Source organism: Desulfocastanea catecholica, from assembly GCF_054657295.1.
In genome coordinates, this window is the sequence record NZ_BAAHYZ010000033.1 from 1 (window position 1) to 21,198 (window position 21,198).

At 48.8% G+C, this 21,198-nt stretch carries 19 protein-coding genes and 1 tRNA gene; 12 read left to right on the forward strand and 8 right to left on the reverse strand.

Features of this window, described 5'->3' with window-relative positions:
* The 6 genes from ACYQ8U_RS20090 to ACYQ8U_RS20115 form a co-directional block, all read left to right on the forward strand.
* On the forward strand, positions 1 to 758 hold a 758-nt coding region (locus tag ACYQ8U_RS20090), incomplete at its 5' end, for a hypothetical protein (RefSeq protein WP_459947353.1).
* Positions 759 to 873: 115 nt separating this feature from the next.
* Positions 874 to 1,299 (forward strand): hypothetical protein, encoded by a 426-nt coding sequence (locus tag ACYQ8U_RS20095; RefSeq protein WP_459947354.1) that lies wholly within the window; start codon positions 874 to 876, stop codon positions 1,297 to 1,299.
* A 181-nt stretch (positions 1,300 to 1,480) separates the two neighbouring features.
* Complete coding sequence (locus ACYQ8U_RS20100) at positions 1,481 to 1,825, forward strand: hypothetical protein (protein ID WP_459947355.1); 345 nt, start codon at positions 1,481 to 1,483, stop codon at positions 1,823 to 1,825.
* Between the two features lie 92 nt (positions 1,826 to 1,917).
* Positions 1,918 to 2,403 carry a hypothetical protein gene (locus ACYQ8U_RS20105; RefSeq protein WP_459947356.1) on the forward strand — a complete coding sequence of 162 codons (486 nt, stop codon included), beginning with the start codon at positions 1,918 to 1,920 and terminating at the stop codon, positions 2,401 to 2,403.
* Positions 2,404 to 2,616: 213 nt separating this feature from the next.
* A complete protein-coding gene (locus ACYQ8U_RS20110; RefSeq protein ID WP_459947357.1) occupies positions 2,617 to 2,976 on the forward strand; it encodes a hypothetical protein in 360 nt (119 codons plus the stop codon).
* A gap of 635 nt (positions 2,977 to 3,611) precedes the next feature.
* Entirely contained in the window at positions 3,612 to 4,238 is a 627-nt protein-coding gene (locus ACYQ8U_RS20115; RefSeq protein ID WP_459947358.1) for a hypothetical protein, read from the forward strand.
* Positions 4,239 to 4,331: 93 nt separating this feature from the next.
* Here the strand turns inward: ACYQ8U_RS20115 and ACYQ8U_RS20120 are convergent, their stop codons facing one another.
* From ACYQ8U_RS20120 to cysS, 4 genes are all read right to left on the reverse strand, one after another.
* Positions 4,332 to 4,655: a hypothetical protein gene (locus tag ACYQ8U_RS20120; RefSeq protein ID WP_459947359.1), complete on the reverse strand. Its 324-nt coding sequence runs from the start codon at positions 4,653 to 4,655 to the stop codon at positions 4,332 to 4,334.
* Positions 4,656 to 5,237: 582 nt separating this feature from the next.
* Positions 5,238 to 5,311, reverse strand: a tRNA-Gln gene (locus tag ACYQ8U_RS20125).
* Between the two features lie 58 nt (positions 5,312 to 5,369).
* Complete coding sequence (gene amrB, locus ACYQ8U_RS20130; RefSeq protein WP_459947360.1) at positions 5,370 to 6,173, reverse strand: AmmeMemoRadiSam system protein B; 804 nt, start codon at positions 6,171 to 6,173, stop codon at positions 5,370 to 5,372.
* Between the two features lie 52 nt (positions 6,174 to 6,225).
* Positions 6,226 to 7,698: a cysteine--tRNA ligase gene (gene cysS / locus ACYQ8U_RS20135; RefSeq protein WP_459947361.1), complete on the reverse strand. Its 1,473-nt coding sequence runs from the start codon at positions 7,696 to 7,698 to the stop codon at positions 6,226 to 6,228.
* Between the two features lie 136 nt (positions 7,699 to 7,834).
* On the opposite strand from cysS, the gene ACYQ8U_RS20140 reads away from it, so the two are divergent.
* Positions 7,835 to 9,394: an AmpG family muropeptide MFS transporter gene (locus ACYQ8U_RS20140; protein ID WP_459947362.1), complete on the forward strand. Its 1,560-nt coding sequence runs from the start codon at positions 7,835 to 7,837 to the stop codon at positions 9,392 to 9,394.
* 89 nt (positions 9,395 to 9,483) lie between these two features.
* Here ACYQ8U_RS20140 and ACYQ8U_RS20145 read toward each other — a convergent pair whose 3' ends face one another.
* On the reverse strand, positions 9,484 to 10,035 hold the full coding sequence (locus tag ACYQ8U_RS20145) for a PilZ domain-containing protein (RefSeq protein WP_459947363.1): 552 nt from the start codon (positions 10,033 to 10,035) through the stop codon (positions 9,484 to 9,486).
* A 106-nt stretch (positions 10,036 to 10,141) separates the two neighbouring features.
* On the reverse strand, positions 10,142 to 11,623 hold the full coding sequence (locus tag ACYQ8U_RS20150; RefSeq protein ID WP_459947364.1) for a sigma-54 interaction domain-containing protein: 1,482 nt from the start codon (positions 11,621 to 11,623) through the stop codon (positions 10,142 to 10,144).
* Between the two features lie 221 nt (positions 11,624 to 11,844).
* On the opposite strand from ACYQ8U_RS20150, the gene ACYQ8U_RS20155 reads away from it, so the two are divergent.
* On the forward strand, positions 11,845 to 13,029 hold the full coding sequence (locus ACYQ8U_RS20155) for a TIGR03790 family protein (RefSeq protein WP_459947365.1): 1,185 nt from the start codon (positions 11,845 to 11,847) through the stop codon (positions 13,027 to 13,029).
* Positions 13,030 to 13,051: 22 nt separating this feature from the next.
* On the opposite strand, the gene ACYQ8U_RS20160 is transcribed toward ACYQ8U_RS20155, so the two are convergent.
* The gene (locus ACYQ8U_RS20160; protein WP_459947366.1) at positions 13,052 to 13,504 is read right to left on the reverse strand and encodes a PGPGW domain-containing protein; all 453 of its coding nucleotides are present in this window, start codon (positions 13,502 to 13,504) and stop codon (positions 13,052 to 13,054) included.
* 91 nt (positions 13,505 to 13,595) lie between these two features.
* A complete protein-coding gene (locus tag ACYQ8U_RS20165) occupies positions 13,596 to 17,153 on the reverse strand; it encodes a DUF748 domain-containing protein (protein WP_459947367.1) in 3,558 nt (1,185 codons plus the stop codon).
* A 132-nt stretch (positions 17,154 to 17,285) separates the two neighbouring features.
* Here ACYQ8U_RS20165 and ACYQ8U_RS20170 point away from each other — a divergent pair, with 132 nt between their 5' ends.
* The 4 genes from ACYQ8U_RS20170 to glmM all read left to right on the forward strand — a co-directional run bounded on the left by ACYQ8U_RS20170 (position 17,286) and on the right by glmM (position 21,150).
* Entirely contained in the window at positions 17,286 to 17,534 is a 249-nt protein-coding gene (locus tag ACYQ8U_RS20170) for a hypothetical protein (RefSeq protein WP_459947368.1), read from the forward strand.
* Between the two features lie 306 nt (positions 17,535 to 17,840).
* Entirely contained in the window at positions 17,841 to 18,626 is a 786-nt protein-coding gene (gene cdaA / locus ACYQ8U_RS20175) for a diadenylate cyclase CdaA (RefSeq protein ID WP_459947369.1), read from the forward strand.
* On the forward strand, positions 18,623 to 19,798 hold the full coding sequence (locus ACYQ8U_RS20180; RefSeq protein ID WP_459947370.1) for a CdaR family protein: 1,176 nt from the start codon (positions 18,623 to 18,625) through the stop codon (positions 19,796 to 19,798). The genes cdaA and ACYQ8U_RS20180 overlap by 4 nt, the downstream gene beginning before the upstream one ends.
* Positions 19,798 to 21,150 (forward strand): phosphoglucosamine mutase, encoded by a 1,353-nt coding sequence (glmM, locus tag ACYQ8U_RS20185; protein WP_459947371.1) that lies wholly within the window; start codon positions 19,798 to 19,800, stop codon positions 21,148 to 21,150. The genes ACYQ8U_RS20180 and glmM overlap by 1 nt, the downstream gene beginning before the upstream one ends.
* The last annotated feature ends 48 nt before the right edge of the window (positions 21,151 to 21,198 follow it).

The following is a 21,198-nucleotide window of genomic DNA, read 5'->3' on the forward strand; positions in this document are numbered from 1 at the left end:
AATTATTATTAGCTCCGAAGTGGACGCTGAACTTTAACAGAGAGAAGAAAAATGACCAAAGGGAAATCATCAGAGAACTTGAGTCCCTTGGAGTTGGCACAGCAGGAAGCTTGCAAGCCTGGAGTGTGCGGTACGATATGGATTCAAAAACTAAGGAAGGGGGAAATAACGGAAGAAGAATATCGCCGGAGGCACGAGCCGCAGAAAGATCTGCAGGAGCCTTCGGAAAAAGAATAATATGGAATTATCAAGGGCAAGCAAGGTTGAACCAGAATAGCCCTTCCAGTCTTCGGAAGCCAAAAGCGGAGAACAGCAGAATTATTTGTCAAGTTTCTAAGCACTCGATCGTCAATCAAGGCAGTTATGGGGGACGGCTCCTGCCGGTTCTGCCGTTTTCAGGAAAACGGCAACATAAAAATTCTCCTATTAATTTGATTGATTCATTGATGCCCGAAGGTGTAATCTTCAATAAAAATCAGCTCACGGCTTCCGGAAAGGAATTCCTTTCCATTTTATGCATACGAAATAATGGAGATCCTGTCATGAAAAAGGTTGTATTGTTAGGCTTAACTATGGTTATCCTTGGTGGAGCATTATTCATGATCCCTGTTCAATCACATGCCAACCAGAATGTTGGGCAATGTATGGGCGACTGTGCTAGCGAGCAAGGATTGTGCATTTCAGAGTGTCAGGGAGATGGCCAATGTATCGGTAGGTGTGGTGCAACGCATGGACGTTGTGTTGCGAGATGCCATTAAATCTATTATCCGACCTCGAACGTCTGGTGTGCAATTTGTTTTAGACCGATCCGCCTACTGCAGAAAAGGCCAAACCGGTGTTGATGCCTTTCTAATCATTTCATGGACGTAAAAAATGAAAATACAAATCAAGAAGTTAGCATCGGTCACTATTCTAATATCTTTTTTTGTCTGCCAAGGTGCCTTAGCTCTGACACCTGCACAGAATAAGCAGATTGAAGAAATTGCACAAACTATAGCTGAACAACATAACGCGAATTCCAAATCGATGTTAGATGATGTAACTGTTTCTACTCACGCAGTCGCGATTGCGAAGAATGTGCAGATTGAGTTTGTACTGCGGCTTAAAAAGAACATTCCATCTGAAAAGATGAGAGAATGGGCGGATGGGACAAGAAGCGAGATAATATCAAGGGCATGTCAAACAAACGCCAATAACCCCGCTTTCGATCGTGGCCTCTATTACACGTTTGTGTATGCCAATATGTATGGGGAGAAACTCATCGAATTTGTAGTCGATAAGGCGACATGCAAGCATTAATGCCCTAATTTGAATTGATTTGGCGAAATCTGCAACAGAGTACGCCCTGCATTATTGATACAAAATAATGAAAAAATCCGTGAAGCTTTCGGAAATCAACTTAATGGCTAGAGCGTAGTTGGTAAAATTTACTATTTTCTGGCTTTCAATTTATTTATAACATCAATGTGTTGAGGTGAAAATGAGTTTTAACGAAGAAGAATTGTCAAAAATTGAAAAATCTACATCAGGATTTTTTAAAAAGAAAGCACGCACTTGTATATCAAATGCTCTTTCATCTCTAAGGCCTTATGTTGATGAAGCTATGGCAAAAGAAGAACCTGAGCGTAAAGAAATGCTAAAAGCTCTTGTTGGTCATGCTACTGGTTTAAGACAAGAAGCTGTACAACAGGGCGCGAGATCAGACAGTCATCCTGAGTGGGCTGCAGCTGCATCCTGTGAAAGTTGGCTACTTGAATTGCTGATTGGAGACAAAGACAGTATTTCGCGAGTAGAAAACATAATTCAAAGACTAGAAAACAGGTAAAATTAAAAATAAATATTAGCCGGACCATCTGTTGCACCGGACCGGCAGTCTATTCGAGGCTGGCGAGACAGAACGTTCGATGGAGAAAAATCATGTTCGGATTCTTAAAATCTAAGGAATTGACATCTAAAGAAAATCAAGTAACGAACATTGGTAAGATGCTATTCGGGCAAATTGCAGTTGTCAGAGACAAAGCAAAAGCTGGCAGAATCAATGTAAGTGTGTTCGACAAAAGAATGAATAGCATGTTTGCTGTTGGGTATCTTATTGGCTATGTTGATGAACATTTAAGCGAATTATTCGACGACGATAAATCAAAGAGTAAATACGCGAGGCGTATATTTGAGGGAATTTTTCCTGGCTCAGGTGCCAATCTTGTTCAAAGTAAAATAGAAGCACGAAGAATTGGTGAAACTATATCTCCAGATAGCCTTCAATATTTTGAAGTTTTATTAGAATGTCAACAATTCGACACTGGAGTGAATGCTGGGGGGTATGAAGTTTGTGAGTTTTTATCGAACCGAGAATATACACCTAACAAACTAGAAAGATATCTGTCAACTGGTGAAATAGAGTGAATAGTCATCGAACCAGGCGTTCGAGCTGATCGGCGTGATCGCCGGAAGCTCAACTCATCGTTGGGCAATGCATGGACACTGTGTTTCGAGATGTACTAAATTTTATTATCTGATCTGGAACGTCAGGCGTCCAATTGTGCTGGACCGAACCGTTACTGCAGAACAAAATAAGCCGGTTTGGTGCTTTCGAATCACTTACAAGGAGCGTTGAAAATGATTAGGCACAAAGGGCTTTGGTTGTTGGTTGGAATGGTAATATTTCCATCAAAAGTATTCGCTCAATATGAAGCAACAGGTCCTTTCCAGGCTAATTCGTGCAAAGGGTTTGTCATTGAAATATGTGGCCCAACCAATTTAGATGCTGTTGAAAAAGATGGAAAATATTACGAAATGAAAAAAACATGGGACAAGGTTGACGATTACAGGAATGGGGAATGTTTATTACGAGTGAATGAATCAAGCGCTGTTTGGTTTTATTCAACGAAACCTAACTTCTACCACTATAACGAGAAAGGTAAGTTAGAAAGGGTTAAAATTGAGGGAGATGTAACTTTTCCTTGTCGAAAAACGTGATCATGACAAAGACGATCAATTGGTCGCCAGCGCCTTCTTCCGGTGTGTCGATTCCATAAAGCCAGATCTTGTGTTGGGATTTTCCAGAGAGGATGGTGATAGTGTCGCCATCTCTTTATATGGCAATTGAGGATCAATGGAACCTGGGGCGGCATACGCAACACGCAACGCAACGCCTATACTGCAACCATGGAGATATCTTGTCCGGCGGAATGACCTCCATGGTACGAAAAAGGGGGGGGGACGTACGTGCGGCGAGTAAGGTTTCAGGCATGGTTTCAGGCATGGTTTCAAGTATTTTCCCACGATATGCCGGTGCTCGGTTAACAGCAAATCGACTGGTTAACAGGCTGATTAACAATGAACCGGGCTAAGTGGAGAAGGATGTAAACGACATGTTGTAGTCCATGACAAGAGGTTTCCGGGTTCCCTTTTTATGGCTTCTAAAAATTCAATCCACAATGCCAGTGGATGACATTGAACCTGAGACTTTATGATCGAATTTTAACACTAAAACAGCCTATTGGGATGAGGAAACGGAGACCCCTACTTATCGACACACTGAGAAATAAAGATTAGTAAATATGATGAGCTATCAAAAACCCGTAAAACATTGTCGCCGGAGTCGGTATATCGTGCCAGCCATTCTGTGGGCCGTGATCTCATTTATTGACAACAATTGTCGAGCTAATGAGCAAACCTACGAACTTCACGAGTCTGACATTATATCACCTGAAGCAACAACTTCCGCAGAAAGGACAACACCGCGTCACCTCACTGATAAAGAGATGCAACCGCCTCCATTTGATAAATTGATACCCAAGGAAAATCTTAACCCGAACAATCCCTACGCCAAGTATCTCACCGAAGCCCCTGTTGCAGAGAGCACCCCCGCCAAGAAGCAAGGCAAGAAAGAGAACCCGTTCGCTGAATTTTTACCTAATGGCGTTCCACTTGAGCCGGAAGCGGAGGAGCGCACAGTCGATAAGTATATCAGAGAGATCAGAGGCATGTGGCCGAGATCGAATTATTGGGAATGTCTGTTGGAGGAAATGCCAGGAGTGAAAAATGATCCTGCTGCAATAGAATTAATGAGAAAGTGTAAAGAAAATTATCCAATCAGTTCATATGTAGAGAAGAAGACGCCTTTATTTGGCGTTAAAAAAGCTGGGGAGTGTGTAATAAAATATGGGAAGGATGTATCAAGCCCTAAGGGTGCAGACGCTATTAAACGTGCATGTTACAAACTATATCCCCGCTGACGCCGGAACTTGTCAGATTGTTCCAGCGAATTATGCGAAGTCATTGAGATGAGTAACGTTGCGGGAGTTTCTTTAGTCCCTAAAAAGAGATATCTACGGTAGGCATACAGTGATGATATAGATAACACCCTTGTGGAGAACACCATGAACCTCGTCCCACTGAATACCTTTTTGAAAAATATTTTCCTTAACCTCCGCAGGAAGCATGTCAACCCAGCCGAGAGCAACTATACCTGCGTCACCTGCCGTCTCACCAAGGAAGACGGCACCCCTGGACTTAGCTATCGGAAGCCCGTTGATAACATCCCGGATAAGACCAAATGTGACGGGGGCAATTGACCGTTCTGCCTCTTTGCGCGAATAGAGAGCGGTTCCCTTGTCCGTCTTTCCTGGTTTTCTCAGTGCCAAACAATCCATCAAAAGCCTCTTCTAAAAATAATTTGTTCAGGCCCGGCAGGAGATCATTCTTGACCGGGCTTTCTTGTGTTCTGTCGAATAACGTTTCCGGTAACTGAATCCAAACTTGGACTTAGATGTTGCATTGCTCCCCCGTTTTGGTGAGCGAAGACATTCAACTGTTGCAGATCATAAGACCGGCTATCATGTTACAGTGTAACGGCCCTGCTGTGGTCATGGCAGCTATGCTGATCTTGACCTACCCACCTTATAAAGAAATCTATTTAGAACTGATATTCCAAGCATTTACGCACATCTTATGATTGCCGGCAAGCGGTAATGGCTCGTAAGTGCTTGATTTACCGAACTTCATATAGTGGGGAGAAGAAATAACCCCCAATGGGGAGAATTGCCAAGCCTCAAGATGAGGACGGCCAGCAATTACGTTACCGGAAACTTTATTATTGATGGGGATGTTTTGGGGAGGCTGTGGATAATTATTTCAGTGATTGGTTTCTATTTCCGGGGGACAACTTGGGGGACAAATTGGAGGCAACAAAAAAGCACCTACCGACATTTAGTCAATAAGTGCTGTAATTTCAATGGCTGGGGGACAAGGGCTCGAACCTTGATAAGCGGAGTCAGAGTCCGCTGCCTTACCATTAGACCATCCCCCAGCGTCTGATGCAGTGTGGCGAGTTTATAAAAGATTTCAGCAGAACTGTCAAGAAAATTTCAGCTGATCAGGACACCGGCATAACCGACTACCTGGCCGGTATCTCCGGAGACATATCCCGAATCGGTATAGCCGATCACTTTTGCCTGCGTTGCTCCACAGGCTTTTGCCGCAAGCAGGGCAATGGTCACGGGGATGAAACCACACATGGATATATGGTTGTCGAGGACTGTGTGGTACAGTCCGTGAGGATCCATCCGCTCGATGCATTGCAACGCCGATTTGTCCTTTTGTTCCGCAACCCGTCTGGGCTCGTAATGACTCATATCGCTGGAGGCGACGATGAGCAGGTCCTTATCGCTGCCGTTAATGGTCCTGGCCAGAGCTTCAGCCACTTCCTCGCAGAGGGTGTAGGACAGCTGGGCCAGGACTAACGGGACGATGCGCAGATTTTTTTGCAGCATCTGCAGAAACGGCACCTGGACTTCCAGAGAGTGCTCAAACTTATGGGCTGTTTCGTCAATTTTTATATTTCGCGAATATTTGAGGATTTGTTCGGCTATAGCCGTATCGACCGGGACACTGCCGAGCGGCATGTCCCAGGTTTCCATGGACAGAGAGACCGGCGCCCCCTGGCCGTGGTGATTAGGGCCAAGAATGATGACAGTTTCCGGTATTTCGGCGGCGTAAAATGTCTCTGCGGCAAGGGCACCTGAGTAGACATAGCCGGCATGGGGTGAGACAAGAGCCAGTGCTTTGGTCTTTGCAGTGGTCTGCGTCGCAGGAAAAAGCTCCGTTATGGTCTGCGACAGCATCTTCGGTGATCCAGGATAGAAGCGGTCGGCTACAGCAGGTAGTCTCATGGTCGTCTCCCTCTTTTGAATGTACCAAAGTTGATGGCGTCGTAAAAACTCTTCAGCTATCTTTAACTGACCAGGTTGTGCCGTCGGGACCATCATGCAGCTCAATGTTCTGCGCGAGCAGTTCGTCCCTGATCTCGTCGCTCCTCGCCCATTTTTTATCCAGTCGGCACTGATAACGTTCGGCGATAAGCGCCTCAACTGTAGCCGGGTCAATGTCCGAATCAGCAATCAGTTTCTCTTTTCTGGCGGCAAGAAATTGTTGTGCATCTTCGCGCAACAGGCCCATGATAGCCGCCAGTTTTTTTAAGGTAGCTATACCGTTTTTTAGAAATTCAATGTCTGCCACGGCCGATGTCGGGGTGATTTTGCCATGAAGACGATTGATCGTCTTCACCGTATCAAAGAAAACACCCTGGGCCTGGGCGGTGTTGAAGTCGTTATCCATGGCCGCCTGGAATCTTTTTTCCAGTTCCGCTATCTTTTTAATGTCCTTGGCGGAAAGAACGCTTACGGTCTGGCGATCACCGTTGCCGGCATCAAGGGCGTCGACCGCGGCGACACATTCGTAGAGCCGTTCAAGACCGGCAGTGGCGTCCCGCATGGCTGTTTCGGAGAAATCCAGCGGGTTGCGATAGTGGGTGGAAAAGATAAAAAAACGGAGTATCTCCGGGTGATAGTGGGCGAGGATATCTCGAATGGTGAGAAAGTTACCCAGTGATTTGGACATCTTTTCATCACGGATGGTGACAAAGCCATGATGGATCCAGCTTTTGACAAAAGGTTTGCCATTGGCCCCCTCACTCTGGGCGATCTCATTCTCGTGGTGCGGAAAAATGAGGTCCTGCCCGCCACCGTGGATGTCGAAGGTCTCACCCAGATATTTTCGGCTCATTGCCGAACACTCAATGTGCCAGCCGGGTCGACCCGGGCCCCAGGGGCTGTCCCAGGTCGGCTCTCCGGGTTTGGAACCTTTCCACAGGACAAAGTCCATCGGATTATTTTTTTGTTCGTTTACCGAAATACGCGATCCCGCCTTCATGTCGTCAATGTTTCTTTTGGAGAGTTTGCCGTATTCGGGAAAACTATCGACTATATAATAGATATCATTGCCTGCCTGGTAAGCCATGCCTTTGGCAATCAGTTCACTGATGATATCGGTCATTTCTTTGATATGTTCGGTCGCTTTCGGCTCAATATCCGGGCGATCGACCCCAAGCGCATCCATGTCGGTATAAAATTCATTGATAAAACGACTGGCCAGTTCTTCGGAGGTGGTATTCTGTTCTTTGGCACGGGCAATGATTTTGTCGTCGATATCAGTGAAATTACGGACAAACGTTACCTTGTAGCCTCGGTATCTCAGGTAGCGGACAATCATGTCAAAGGCCAGGGCCGAACGGGCATGGCCGATATGGCAGTAATCATACGCGGTAATGCCGCAGACATAGAGTTTCACATGACCTGGTTCCAGCGTCTGCAAGGCTTCTTTCTTTCCTGAGAGGGTATTGTAGGTTCGTATAGTCATTGTCAAGGGAACTGGTTATGGACAGTTCAGGTATCTTGTATTAAGTACATCGCAGGTGATAATGGTCTGTGACCTGAAGTGATTATCTAACGTTTCTGGTCAAATACCATAATCTTATTATGAGGAAAAGACAATAATGCGCCAAGAAGTAATAGTAAAACGGTCCTGGGGGGATACCTGCCGAGCCTGGCTGCACCCAAAAGCAATCGCCATGCTTTTCCTCGGCTTCTCCGCCGGGGTACCCATCCTGCTGATTTTTTCCACCCTGTCGGTGTGGCTGCGTGAAGCGGGTGTGGCCAGGTCGGCAGTGACTTTTTTCAGTTGGGCCGCCCTCGGCTACTCTTTTAAATTTCTCTGGGCTCCCCTGGTTGACCTGCTGCCTCTGCCCGGCCTGACACGAATGCTGGGCAGGAGGAGGGCCTGGCTGCTGGTCTCGCAGCTGCTGATCATTGCGGCGATTGTCGGCATGGCCCTGGTCGATCCGGCTGCCAGCCGGCACAACCTCACGGTCATGGCCTTTGCCGCGGTTATGCTGGGATTTTCTTCGGCCACGCAGGATATCGTCATCGATGCCTACCGAATAGAATCTGCCGAAGAATCGCTGCAGGCCTTGCTTGCCGCGCTGTATATTGCCGGATACCGGGTCGGCATGCTGGTGGCCGGTGCCGGATCGCTTTTTCTCGCCGGGTATCTGGGCACGACGACCGAGGCATATGATTATGCGGCCTGGAAATTGACCTATATGGCCATGGCCGCCGTCATTGGCTGTGGGGTTGCCACGACCCTTCTTATTGACGAACCGGAGACCAGTCGCCGGGTATCGCACTACCAATATACGGTTCTGGACTATGGTCGCTTCCTGTCCTTTTTTGTTCTCAGCGCCCTGGCCTTTGCCCTGACCTTCTTTTATTCCGGGTTTGTCTTCGACGAGATAGAGAGGATTTTGCCGCATTTTTTCCTGGCGGGTGGGGAAATCGGTTCTTTTCTGATCGAATTATCACGTTTCCTGCTGGCGGTCGGTGTGGCGGCGATTGTCGCCAAAATTATGCTCTTTAGCGGGCTGGTGAATAGAGCAATGGTACACCAGACGTATCTCGAACCGATAAAAGATTTTTTCTTTCGCTATAGTGGAAAAACAGCCCTGCTGCTTCTGGCCCTTATCGGCTTCTATCGTTTGTCCGACATCGTCCTGGGGGTTGTTTCCAACGTCTTTTATCTGGATATGGGCTTCAGTAAGAATGTTATTGCCGGTGTGACAAAAACATTTGGTTTGGCAATGATCCTGCTGGGCGGCTTTCTCGGTGGTATCCTGACGGTCCGCTTTGGCGTGAACAAGATCTTGTTTCTCGGAGCGTTTCTTTCGGCGGCCACCAATCTGCTCTTCATGCTGCTGGCCCGCACCGGGGCGGATGTGTCGATGCTGACCGTGGTCATCGGCGCCGATAATCTGAGTGCCGGTATTGCCACCACGGCATTTATCGCCTTTCTCTCAAGCCTTACCAATATTTCTTTTACTGCCGTGCAGTATGCTATTTTCAGCTCGATGATGACACTTTTCCCAAAATTGATCGGTGGATATTCCGGGACCATGGTGTCAACCTTCGGTTATGAGCGATTTTTTATGGTGACCGCAATCATGGGCATTCCGGTACTTTTTTTGGTTGTCGCGGCAAGGAAGGCGGTCTGCCGGAGATGAGCTGCGATGAAGATCTTTTGGGAAAAATTGCTGTTTGTCCGGGAAGGAGGCCAAAACGCCTTGCAGGAGAGATGACGAAGATACCGGGGCTACAGAGTCTGTTGTTCCAGGAAGCTGCCCATCGCCTCTATAATATGGGTTTCCTTAAAAGATATTCCTGCCTGATATCCCGGTTCGTCAACCTGTTTATTGCACCATTCTACCTGGCCGGTGATGTCGTTCAAAATCTGTGGAAAAGACTCGTCGAAAGAAAACTGAACCATCGTATTGTCTGTCAGCGGTGTGTCAATGACCATGCGCACACCGCCCTTACTCAGGTCAATGGTTCTGGCCTCTGGTATAAAATGTGACAATCTGTCACCGAATTCAAATATTTTAACCATAATCACAGAACAAGAGGTCTCAAAACGCAGATATTTTCGACGATTCTCTGCGCCTTTCTTAAATCGGCCCTGCAGTAAAATTTGGTTTTCCGAATGAAATATGTATTGGCTGCACGATCCGAAATGAAGAGTGTAGCAGTAAGTTTCTGCATGATCATCCAGAGGAATGAAAAGACCACCTTTACTTATGCTGCATTTCATCGAAACGGTTGACCAATAAGGACACATAGCCACGCGCTTACGCTTTATTTCTGTCACATGCCGTCTCTCATTCAAAAGGGATACTATTTACGAACACCTGATAATGTTTTGATATATCCTTCAGGTATCTATGCAATATGTATGCCCTTTGTCCTTTTGCCGTCTATTTATGGTCTTTCGGCGAAATCTGATATCGTTTCATTTTGTCGTAAAACGCCGTCTTACCAATATCCAGCTGCTGCACCGTCTCGGCCACATTGCCGCGGTTTTTTTCCAGGGAATAGATAATGAAATCTTTTTCAATACTGGCGACCATATCTTTCAGGGTACGCCCATCCAAGCGTTGCAGATAGTTATCGTATGGTGTCTGGTTTTTGTCGCCCGGCTGCACATCAAAAAAGAGTTCATTTTCAGTTATAACATTATTTTTTGCCATGAGTACAGCACGTTGGATAACGTTTTCCAGTTCGCGAATATTTCCCGGCCAGTCATGTTCCATCAGACGATCGAGAATTGACTGGGGTAAAAAATTTATCTCCTTTTTGAAGGCCTGGCGGTACCTTCGGATAAAATGCGTGGTCAGGTCGATTAAATCTTCTTTACGTTCGCGCAGGGGTGGTATTGAAATATTTATTATATTGAGACGATAAAACAGGTCGAGTCGGAAGCTGCCATCCTGGACCATCGCGGTAAGATCCCGGTTGGTCGCGGCGATAATGCGCACGTCGATTTTAATAGGCATATTTCCGCCTACCCGGATTAATTCTCCGTCCTGCAGAACTCTTAACAGAGCCGCCTGCATGCGTGGGCTTATATCGCCTATTTCATCAAGGAAAATTGTACCGCCGTCAACCACTTCAAATTTACCGATTCGTTTGCCGTCAGCCCCGGTAAACGAGCCTTTTTCGTGGCCGAAAAGATCACTTTCCAAAAGAGAATCGGAAATCGTATTGCAGTTGATTTTTAGAAAAGGTTTGTTGTTTCGGTTACTGCTTTCTCTGATCAAATTGGCGACAAGCTCCTTGCCGGTTCCCGATTCTCCGGTTATGAGAATGGTTGCGTCGGATTTGGCTACTTGAAAAACCATGTCACGAAGTTCCCTGAGGGCGCGACTGGAGCCAACCATCTTGCCTTCGGCGGGTTGTTCCTGGAGGTGTTCTTTTAACGAATTCAACTCCTTGGTCAACTTTCGCCGCATAATCTGACTTTCTTTCAGTTCATTTATTTTATGGGACAGAATGGTTTCGATACTGTTATGGAATAGGGAAAGTTCGGCTAATTGATTCTTGTTTTCCGTGAGGTCGCGCATGAACAACCAGTAGAGCGCGTCCCCTTTGTATCCTGTGAACGGTGCAAGCGTGTACTCTAGATGCGATTCAAAAAAAGTGGTTTCCAGAGTGTTGCCTATCTCGTTGTCCTGGATAGTCTTGGTAACTAATTCGAGAAACTTGCAACACGTTGTTTTTTGCTGGGGAGTCGCGTTTTCAGGGAGCTTGCAAAGATCACCCAGAAAATTCCGTGCACTGGGGTTCATGTATTCTATCGATGAACCATTTTTGACCAGCAGGACCATGGCCGGTATAGCTTCAAGGAGATTTTTCTGATTGGAGATGATTCGGTTGATATCGTCGGTTGAGCTTTCCATAGCGAAACAATAGCATAACGCCTTCGTACCTTCGGCAAAGAATTGCCTGAAGGTATTTGGCCGTTTATTAGGGTTAGGTGGAAATGATTCTGCACGTTCGATTGAGAACTCTACAAGTACTTATAGGCATCGTATTATATAACGTATAAAATTTAAATAAAGTAAAATCCAGAATTCCGAAAAAATTCTATTTACCGAACTTTATAAATATTTCAAGAAAAATGAATAAATACAAATGGTTCAATGTAACCAGCTTTTTTCTGGTCGTACTGACACTCTGCTGGGTAAGACCTTGTTGTAGTCTTGAGCCGGAAGAAATTCTGGTAGTGGCTAACCGAAGAATGGTGGGAAGTGTTGATCTTGCTCGCTATTATATGGATCGCCGATCGATCCCCAGGGCCAATTTTCTCTCTCTGTCGCTTACGTTGAGCGAGACCATGACCAGGGAAGAGTATGACCATACTCTCAAGAAAAAGGTGCTTGACAGCCTCAATACGTTAGAATCAAAGAACAGGATTGCGGCCATAGTTCTTGTCTACGGCGTCCCGTTGAAAGTTGCACCCCCTGTTCCGGACCGGCAGGATCTGGAGAAGATCCGAGAGCTGAAACAAAGCCAGGCGTTGGACAAAAAAGAACAAGCCGACAATATCGACAGGCTACGCAATACCGCTATGCGGGCGGCCGTCGATTCGGAGCTTGCGCTGGTGCAGGCGGGCGACTATGCCCTGGATGGGTGGATAAAAAACCCCTATTTCCCTGGTTTTCACAAAGATGATCTGTCGTTGACGACAGACCAGGTGCTTCTGGTCTGTCGTCTGGACGGTCCTGATACGGCAACGGTGTATCGGATTATAAATGACAGCCTGCAGGCGGAAAAGAGCGGGCTGCAGGGCAAGGGCTATTTCGATGCGCGTTGGCCGGCTACTGAGAAAAACAACCTGTCCGGATACCATCTCTATGATCAATCGATACATAACGCTGCCGCGGCGGTGCAAAAAAGAATGGCGGTAACTGTTGATGCCCAGGAAGAGCTTTTTGCCGAAAACAGCTGCCCGGAGACCGCCTTATATTGTGGGTGGTATTCTCTGGGCAAGTATGTGGACAGCTTTACCTGGCAGCAGGGAGCGATCGGTTACCACATTGCCAGTGGCGAGTGTGCCAGTTTAAAAGAGAGCAGTCGGCCGCTCTGGTGTTTGAAAATGCTCGAAAAGGGGGTCGCAGCCACCGTTGGTCCGGTGTATGAACCCTATGTCCAGGGGTTTCCTCTTCCGGAGCTGTTTTTTGGCCGGCTGGTGGAAGGGTATATGAGTCTGGGCGAATCCTACCTGGTTTCCTTGCCTTTTCTCTCCTGGCAGACCATCCTGATCGGTGACCCGCTCTATCAACCTTTTGCGCCAAAACCATAGCCGACGATGACAAGGGGAAAAATCAATGTTCATCGACCTTGCCTGGAGCCTGCGGCCAGAGAAATAACGGCTTGCCGCGCTTTTTTCGCAGCCAATCGAGGCTGTGCTGTATTTTCGGCTGAAAAACAAGACTGAGGATGAGTTTGCGCTTGCCGGGAAAGGAGACGAGAAAAGTACCGAGCAGGATGGTCAGCAGCCCTTGACCGGGAAGAAAAAGCATGACGATGCCGGCAAAAAGAAGCACTATGCCGAGACCGTGACGAAGAATTACCCCGATTACCGAGGCGATAGAGGGCGGGGGCATGACCTTGTCGTTCAGGTGCAGCCGTAGAAAACAATCCGAGGAAAGTCTGCCGACAACAACAGGAATAAGGACCAGGCTGAGGACAAAGGTACCGAGAGAAAAGAGGGCCAGCCAGCCGAGCAGGGGTTTGAGGTATTCGGCATCGATAAAAAAATCGACAGGAAAGCTCATACCTTACCCCGGAGATGCTGCACGGCCAGGCCAGTGCCTTTTCCCGACACCGGGCAAAAGCCGGTGATGTTTCGTTTGACGATATTTTCTTTCATTCACTGATTGCCGTCAGGGCGATGGTGACGGCAGGGCCGGTGCCATGCGGATTGTCGGCCAGGCTGTCAGGTGTGACAATGGATATTCGCTCGTCCTGCAATGCCGCCTGGCTGGTCAAGTATGCGGAGATGATATTGATCCTGTTTTGTTGCAGTTCAAGGAGCATTGCTTCATCAACCACCACCGGCACGGGTTGGATCGGCGTAAATCCAGCGAGAATATCCGCGGGAATATCCTGCACGACGATATTGCCTCCCGCAGCCATCTTCTTTTGCTGTTCGGCAAGATTTTTTTCGTAGAGATTTTTTTTCTCCTGCCATTTGGTAAAGAGTTTTTCGTTTTCCTGTTCTACCCGTTGCTGCTCGATGGTGGTCAACCGTTGTTTCATGGCGTCTCGGTCGATTGTCTGGTCGACACCACCTGACAGCGCAAGCCCGACGTGCGGATGGGCGATCAGCAAGGCCCCGTAGCGAATGAGCACGTCCCGACCCTTATCCGTGAGGGTGAATTCACCGGGCCGAAATTCAACGAACTCGTTGCCGATGAGGTCGCTGAAATCGCCTGATGCCAGCAGTAAAGGCGAAACGGCGCTTTTGACGATCTGTTTCTGGAAGGAGGCGAGGAGTTCGTTGAACAGCGTGGTTTTCGCCACCGGTTGACTTCTGAAAAAATCAAAATCGAGTTGAAAAGTATTATCGTCACCGGTGAGCAGGGCAAGGGGCAGAGCAGAGTCGGACGCCGCCTCAAGCGGTTGAACGTCAGCAAAAACAACATTGCCGGAGCTTTTATATTTCCCGTCCTGCCAGCTGCAGTCAAGTGTCAGTGTAAGTTCTCCGTTGCTGGTATCGACATCTGTCTGTGCGGCAAGCTGCTGATGAAAAGAGGCCAGCGGGTAGTTTGCCAGGGAAAACCGAAAGGCGCCGTTATCGTCATCGGCCATGGCATCCATTGCCCCCTCGATGGTAAAGGGGATGTTGTCGAGTTTCCCGGTAAAGGAAAAAGCACTCTCGCCGGAGGTGCCTGTCGAGCCAATGTCGCTTATTTTACCTGCAAAATCGACAACCTCTGCCTGCCACTGCGGTGTCAGTCGGTGGTCATGCAGTTGTATTGTGCTGTTGGTAAAAGCAATCTCCTCGATATCGACGGGGGAGGCGGCAATTGGTGCTTTGTCGACGGCCTGAGTGTCACCTTGCGATACATATTTTTTAAGAATCCCGGCGAGATCGTGCATCGGCCCATTGTCGTCCGGGGTGATGTCCCAGGAAAATCGGGCTTGATCTATTTTGGTCGAGGTCATGCCGAGGTGCAAGGGGCGGGCACTATAATTCACGTCCTGAAAGGTGGCCTTTTGCCAGGACATAGAGGCACCCTTTGCGTCTTTGTTGGTGAAATCCGTTAGTTGCAGTTCGCCGGCAAAATTCTTCGGCGGGAGCATCAGCTGGCCATTACCAGTCAAATTTCCTTCAAGGTCGCGCAGAAACGATGAGGTGCTGAAAAATGAGAAAACATTTTTTGCCGGCAGCTCGCGAAACGCTGTTTGCATGGTTGTGGAAAATGGCGCCAGACTAACACCTCCCTGGGCCTTGAACATGCCGCCCGCTGCGGTTTTGCCGATCACGGTAAGATTGTCCGGTGCTTTTTGCGAACTGTCGAGTTCCTCGGCTTTACAGGAGACCTCGGTAAAGGTAAGCTGTTGGTCCGGTTTTTTTTCAGAAGTAAAGGTTACCTGGCCATCAAAATCAATACTCTGCAAGCGGTATTTGCCAGCCGCAAAAGAGGTGAAGAATTGAGGAATCCGGCCAGAGATAAATTGTGCGTCGGCTTTCTGCAACTGCACCTTGCCAAAATGAAGAGCATCATCGGTAAAGCTCAGCGGAGCAAATTTGACCAGCGGTGCCGTCAGTATGCTTTTGTCTTGATCCATGAGGGCGAAATTTTCGACTGTCACCTCGGCATCAACGAGTTTATAGCGAAAGGGTGGCGACAGCTCTTTATGCGACATGAGGATGAGTTGTCCTTGCAGATCGGCAACGCCCTGGAGTTGCAAGGGCGGGGCGGGATCGACGATTTTTAAGAGATCCTGGCCATTCATCTTCAGCAGGGTCAGCTTGCCGGTTATACTGTTTGGCGAAGAAAAATTTCCCTGCCAGGAAAAATGAGATGCGCTGCCGTCCTTTTCTCCCTTGAGGCTAAAGGAGCCGGCAGCCAGGTTGCCCTGTTTTTCCGTCGCAGAACGGTAGTCTTTGACGCGCAGTTGCAAGGCGTTCCAGGTTGAAGTGGGCCGGCTGGTTTTTTTCTCGGGAAACCGTCGCATGGTGCCGTTATCCACGTGAAGCAGGTCGACTATCAGGGTGTAAGGGGTGCCTGCAGTCGGGTCGGCAGCCGAAGGTGAGGTCGGTCCTTCCTGCTTTGCCGGGTGTTTGCCGGCGGCCGGCATTGATGCGGCAAAGGAGCTGAGGGTCGGTTCCTTGACGGTTATTTCCGTAAAGTGAATTGTTCTGGAGTTGGCGAGCAGGGTACCGTTCAGGCGAGCGGTCGGTACGGAAATGCTGACTGCCGGGTCTTGCCGATTCAGTTCGGCTTCGGAGATGCGCAGCTGAAATCCTATCGACAGCTTGTCTGTGCCTTCAGCCTGTGGATTAAAGAGCAGATTGACTGTACCGTTGGCGACCCCCTTGGTGAACTCCATGGGCAGGCTGACCGGCAGATAGCCGGAATAGAGGGTAAGATCGAGATCATGAACATCCATGGCGAGCCTGGTTGCCTGGTCTTCGCCGGGGGAATCGGCCATGCGCGCCTGTCCGGAAAGTTCTATCGGGCTGCCGTTGACGATCGCCGAAAAATGGGGCCGGAGATATTGATCTGCCTGGAAGGGACTATTGGAAAAAGTCGGCAGGTCAAGATGCATTTTTTCAATGGTGTGCGTTTTGCCGGTCGGGACGTCATGAAAGGTGATGCCGCTGTTTTTTATGGAGATATTATTCAAAGAAAAAGAAAATGGCAGATCGGAGAAATCGAATATCTCCGACAGATCGCGGTCTCTTTTTTCTCCGAAGATGCGTTGGAAATTATACGTGCCGGCTGCCTCTCTGGCGATGTTCAGCTGCAGCTCATGTACGGTGACTGCCGTGCAGGCCATGTTCAGGCGCAAAAGAGTGACAGGGGCGACGTCGGCCTCGAAGGAGCGAAGCGAGATGATGGGGCGATCATCTGCCGGTGCAACAAGCCGTACCTCCCCGGTTGCCAAGCGAAAACTGAACGGGTTGAAGGTAACCGCAGTCGGCTGCAGCACCATCCCGGTCTGTGCCTGGAAATGTTCCGGGAGAAGCTTCGTTACGTAATAGGGAATTCCCCAGAAACCGAAGATGGTGTAGAGTGCAAATATCGCCACCAGCGCCACAAGCCAGCCCCAGGTTCTGATAATCGACGGTTTTTTGGTTTTAGGCCTTGCTGTTCTGGCGACCGGTCCCCTGGAAGCTCTTTTGCTGGGTTTTTTGTCGGGACGAGAAGATTCTGGCGGTTGTATGGGAATAGTGCCAAAACGATCGGACATAACGGTTTAATCCAGGTAGAAGAGTATCGATCATCATCAAACGATGGAGGCCATCATCTTGAAAAACAGGTCGAAGGTTGTTGATGCATATTCTTATCGTATGGATACGAATATGTAAATTGAAGATGTACTGTGCCGGCTATATTTTTCATTCCTGTGCCGCCTGAGGAAAAGAGAAAAAATACCGCAAAAAGAGTGTCAAAAATGAATTCTCCTGTGCTATATTCCTCCTCGCAGATGAAGAATTTTTACGACGCCATAATGATTGTACCTAGTCAATGGGCATATAGCACCGGAAAAATGCAGCAAACCGGTACGCTGTCGTGTGCTGTCGCTGCTCGAGGGGGAGCAACAGCAGGGGCTTCGCTGATCGATGGTTAAATACAGGTTTGCATGATTTTTCAGCAAATACCGAAAAAAACCTTTAAATATCTGTAATTTAATCGTACAAATAAAGAAGACCTCCTAAAATCTTGTCCGAGAATAGGCATTTTTTTTCAGATCAAGGCATTTTAGAAAAATAAGCACAGCCATATAGATAATATTGAGATAATATTGCGGGCATTATTTTTCTGAAATAACGCGGAGCTGGGGAAAAAGACATTCTCGGACAGGCTCTTAGGTCGAATGCATCTGAAGGTAAAATTATTTTACACAGCAGTGGAAACTTAAGAGTACAAGGCGCGCATGCTTGACATTTTCAGCTATTTTCGCTGGCAGGATCTTGTTGATATTCTTGTGGTGGCATTTGTCATCCACCAGGTGATTTCCATCATCCGCGGTACCCGTTCCGTGCAGATGGTGGTCGGCATCGTTATTCTGACCATCGGCTATTTTCTCGCCAGTGTTTTTGACCTGGCGACATTTAAATGGATCCTGCAGACGTTCCTGAGTTCTATCCTGCTGATCGTCATCATCGTCTTTCAGCAGGACATTCGGCGGGCGCTGACGAGGGTGGGCAAGTCACCATTTCACAAACCGACCGAAGTTGCCGACAAGGAACTCGAAGAGATCATCCGGACCCTTTTCTATCTGGCCAAAAGACGCATCGGCGCACTGATCGTCATTGAAAGAGAGACCAATCTTGGCGATTTTATCGAGTCCGGCTTTGAACTTGATGCCCGACTGACGAAGGAACTGCTTATCTCCATCTTCATGCCGGTGTCTCCCCTGCACGATGGTGCGGTTATTATCAGTGTCGGCAGGATCCAGCACGCAGGATGTATCTTACCACTTACGCAAAATCCCTATATCAATAAACGATACGGCACCAGGCACCGGGCGGCTATCGGCCTGACTGAGGAAAGCGATGCGGTGGTTCTGGTCGTCTCGGAGGAGACCCAGGAGATTTCTATCGTACGACATGGGGCCTTGACCACCGTTGAAAATGAAATCAGTCTCACCAACAGTCTCAGGGCAATCTTTGTCGCTAAGAACAACTCATCCTCCTGGAAAAACTGGATGAAAAGATGAAAAATTCTCTGGCTTCGTTCTTCCGCAAAATCAAAAAAATCAATCTGACCAGGCTCTTTTCCAAGGACTGGCTGCTGAAATTTATCTCGCTTGTTCTTGCCGTTGTGCTGTGGTATTACGTCGGCGGGGAAGATCGGGTGGATAAAAATGTCATGATTCCCATCGAAATTATCAACCTGCCTCGGGATCTGGTTATTTCCAATCAGTTTAAAAAGGAGATCGAGGTAACGGTCAGCGGCCCCCGGTCGCTGATCCTGGAGATGACCAGTCGGGCCGTAACCAGGCAGGTCGATCTTTCCGCGGCCACTCCGGGTACCATGGTGATTGAAAATGACAACGAACATGTACCGGTTCCGCGCGGCATCACCGTCCAGAGAGTGCAGCCGTCATCCATTATCCTGTCGCTGGACAAGCTTATTCAAAAGAAGTTCCCTGTTTCCGCCAGGACGGTGGGAGAAGTTGCCGATGGCTATTATATTAAATCGCTCAAGATCGATCCCGATGTCATAACCATTACTGGTCCGCTGACCATCCTCTCGCAGTTTGATGAACTCTACACCAGGGCGATAAATCTTACCGGCATGAAAGAATCGATCCAACTGCAGATGCCCCTGGAGCTGGATCCGGCGATTATTGAGCTTATAGGGGAAACCTCGGTGACGGCCGAATTGAGCATTGGCCTGGCGACGGTAACAAAAACCATGGCAGGGCTGGTGGTGCATGCCGTGATCGATGGGGTAAAGCGTGATGTTGAGTCGAAAACTGTTGAAGTCACTGCCAATATTCCCAAAAAACTGCTTGGCAAGTCCATTGATCCGAGGGACCTGCTCGTTGTGACGGCGATACAAGAGGAGGAGGGCGGCACCTTGAAAGTGAAAGTCATCCCGCGAGACGATGTGGCATTGCCGATCGAAATCCTGTCTATTGTCCCGGGTTCGGTGTCGCTGGTTAATGATCTCGGTGGATCGATGCGGAAAACGCCACCGGAACCGGACCGACCGGAAGGAAAAGGTGTTGAGGAAGGAGTCGTCGATAGGGGAAAAACTCCGGAGAAGCTTGAAGATGCGGCTCCAGCAGTAAATGATGAAGACGCATCAGGCGGTGGCGATGAAAATACCTCACCTGTCAAAATGCTTAAAAATGAACAAGCAAAAAGAAAGCTGGTTGAATAATGCGAAAAATATTTGGAACAGACGGCATTCGCGGGGTGGCGAACATCTACCCCATGACCATAGAAATAGCCATGCAGGTCGGCCGGGCTATTGCCTTCATCGTCAAGGATAAGGCCAAGGGCCACCGCATCGTCATCGGCAAAGATACCCGGCAGTCCTGTTATATGCTGGAAAACGCCCTGGCTGCGGGAATCTGCTCGATGGGCGTCGACGTCCTCCTGGTCGGGCCGCTGCCTACCCCGGGAATAGCCTTTATCACCACCTCCATGCGGGCCGATGCCGGGGTGGTGATTTCCGCCTCGCATAATCCTTTTCAGGATAACGGCATCAAGATTTTTTCCAGTGACGGCTTTAAGCTTCCCGATGCAGTGGAGGCGCATATCGAAGACCTGATCTTTTCGCAGAAGATGGCCGAACTCCGGCCGGTGGCCGATGAAGTGGGCAAGGCCACCAGGATCGACGACGCGAAGGGGAGATACATTGTCTTTCTGAAAAGCACCTTTCCGCGCAATTATACCCTCGATCAATTTCATATAGTCCTCGACTGCGCCAACGGCGCCACCTACGGCGTCGCTCCCCATGTCTTCACCGAACTGGGCGCCAGGGTGACCACCTTATCCGCTACCCCCGACGGCAAAAACATCAATCACGAATGCGGCGCTCTGCACCCGGAGAAGATGGCCGCAAAGGTGAAAGAGCTCGGTGCCGATATCGGTCTGGCTCTCGACGGCGACGGCGACCGCTTGATCGTCTGTGACGAGCATGGTCAGATCGTCGGTGGCGACCATATCATGGCCATCTGTGCCCAGGAACTGATGACGCAGCGCAAATTGAAGAAGAAGACCCTGGTGTCCACGGTCATGTCGAATATGGGTCTGGAAGTGGCCATGGAAAAGATGGGCGGCAAGATGGTGCGCACGGCGGTGGGCGATCGCTATGTGGTCGAATGCATCAGGAAAAACGGCTATTCCTTTGGCGGGGAGCAGTCCGGCCACCTGGTCTTCCTTGATCATATCACCACCGGCGATGGCATTCTCGCCGGACTGCAGCTCCTGGCGATCATGAAAAAGCGCCAGCAGCCGCTTTCCGAGCTGGCTACCGTTATGACCAGCTTTCCGCAGGTGTTGAAAAATGTCCGGACCTCGACGAAAATCGAGGTGGCATCCATTCAAAATTTTCCGCAAACCGTCATCAGGCTCGAAGAAAAACTCGGTCGATCCGGGCGAATCCTCGTCCGACCCTCGGGCACTGAACCGGTGATCCGGGTCATGGTCGAGGGCCAGGATGAAAGCCTCATCAACGAGATGGCCGACGAGTTATGCGATCTGGTGCGGAAGGCCGATCGAAACTGAGCTGCAGCTGAAGCCACCATGTTTAACGCGGCAACCAGGGAGGGAGTA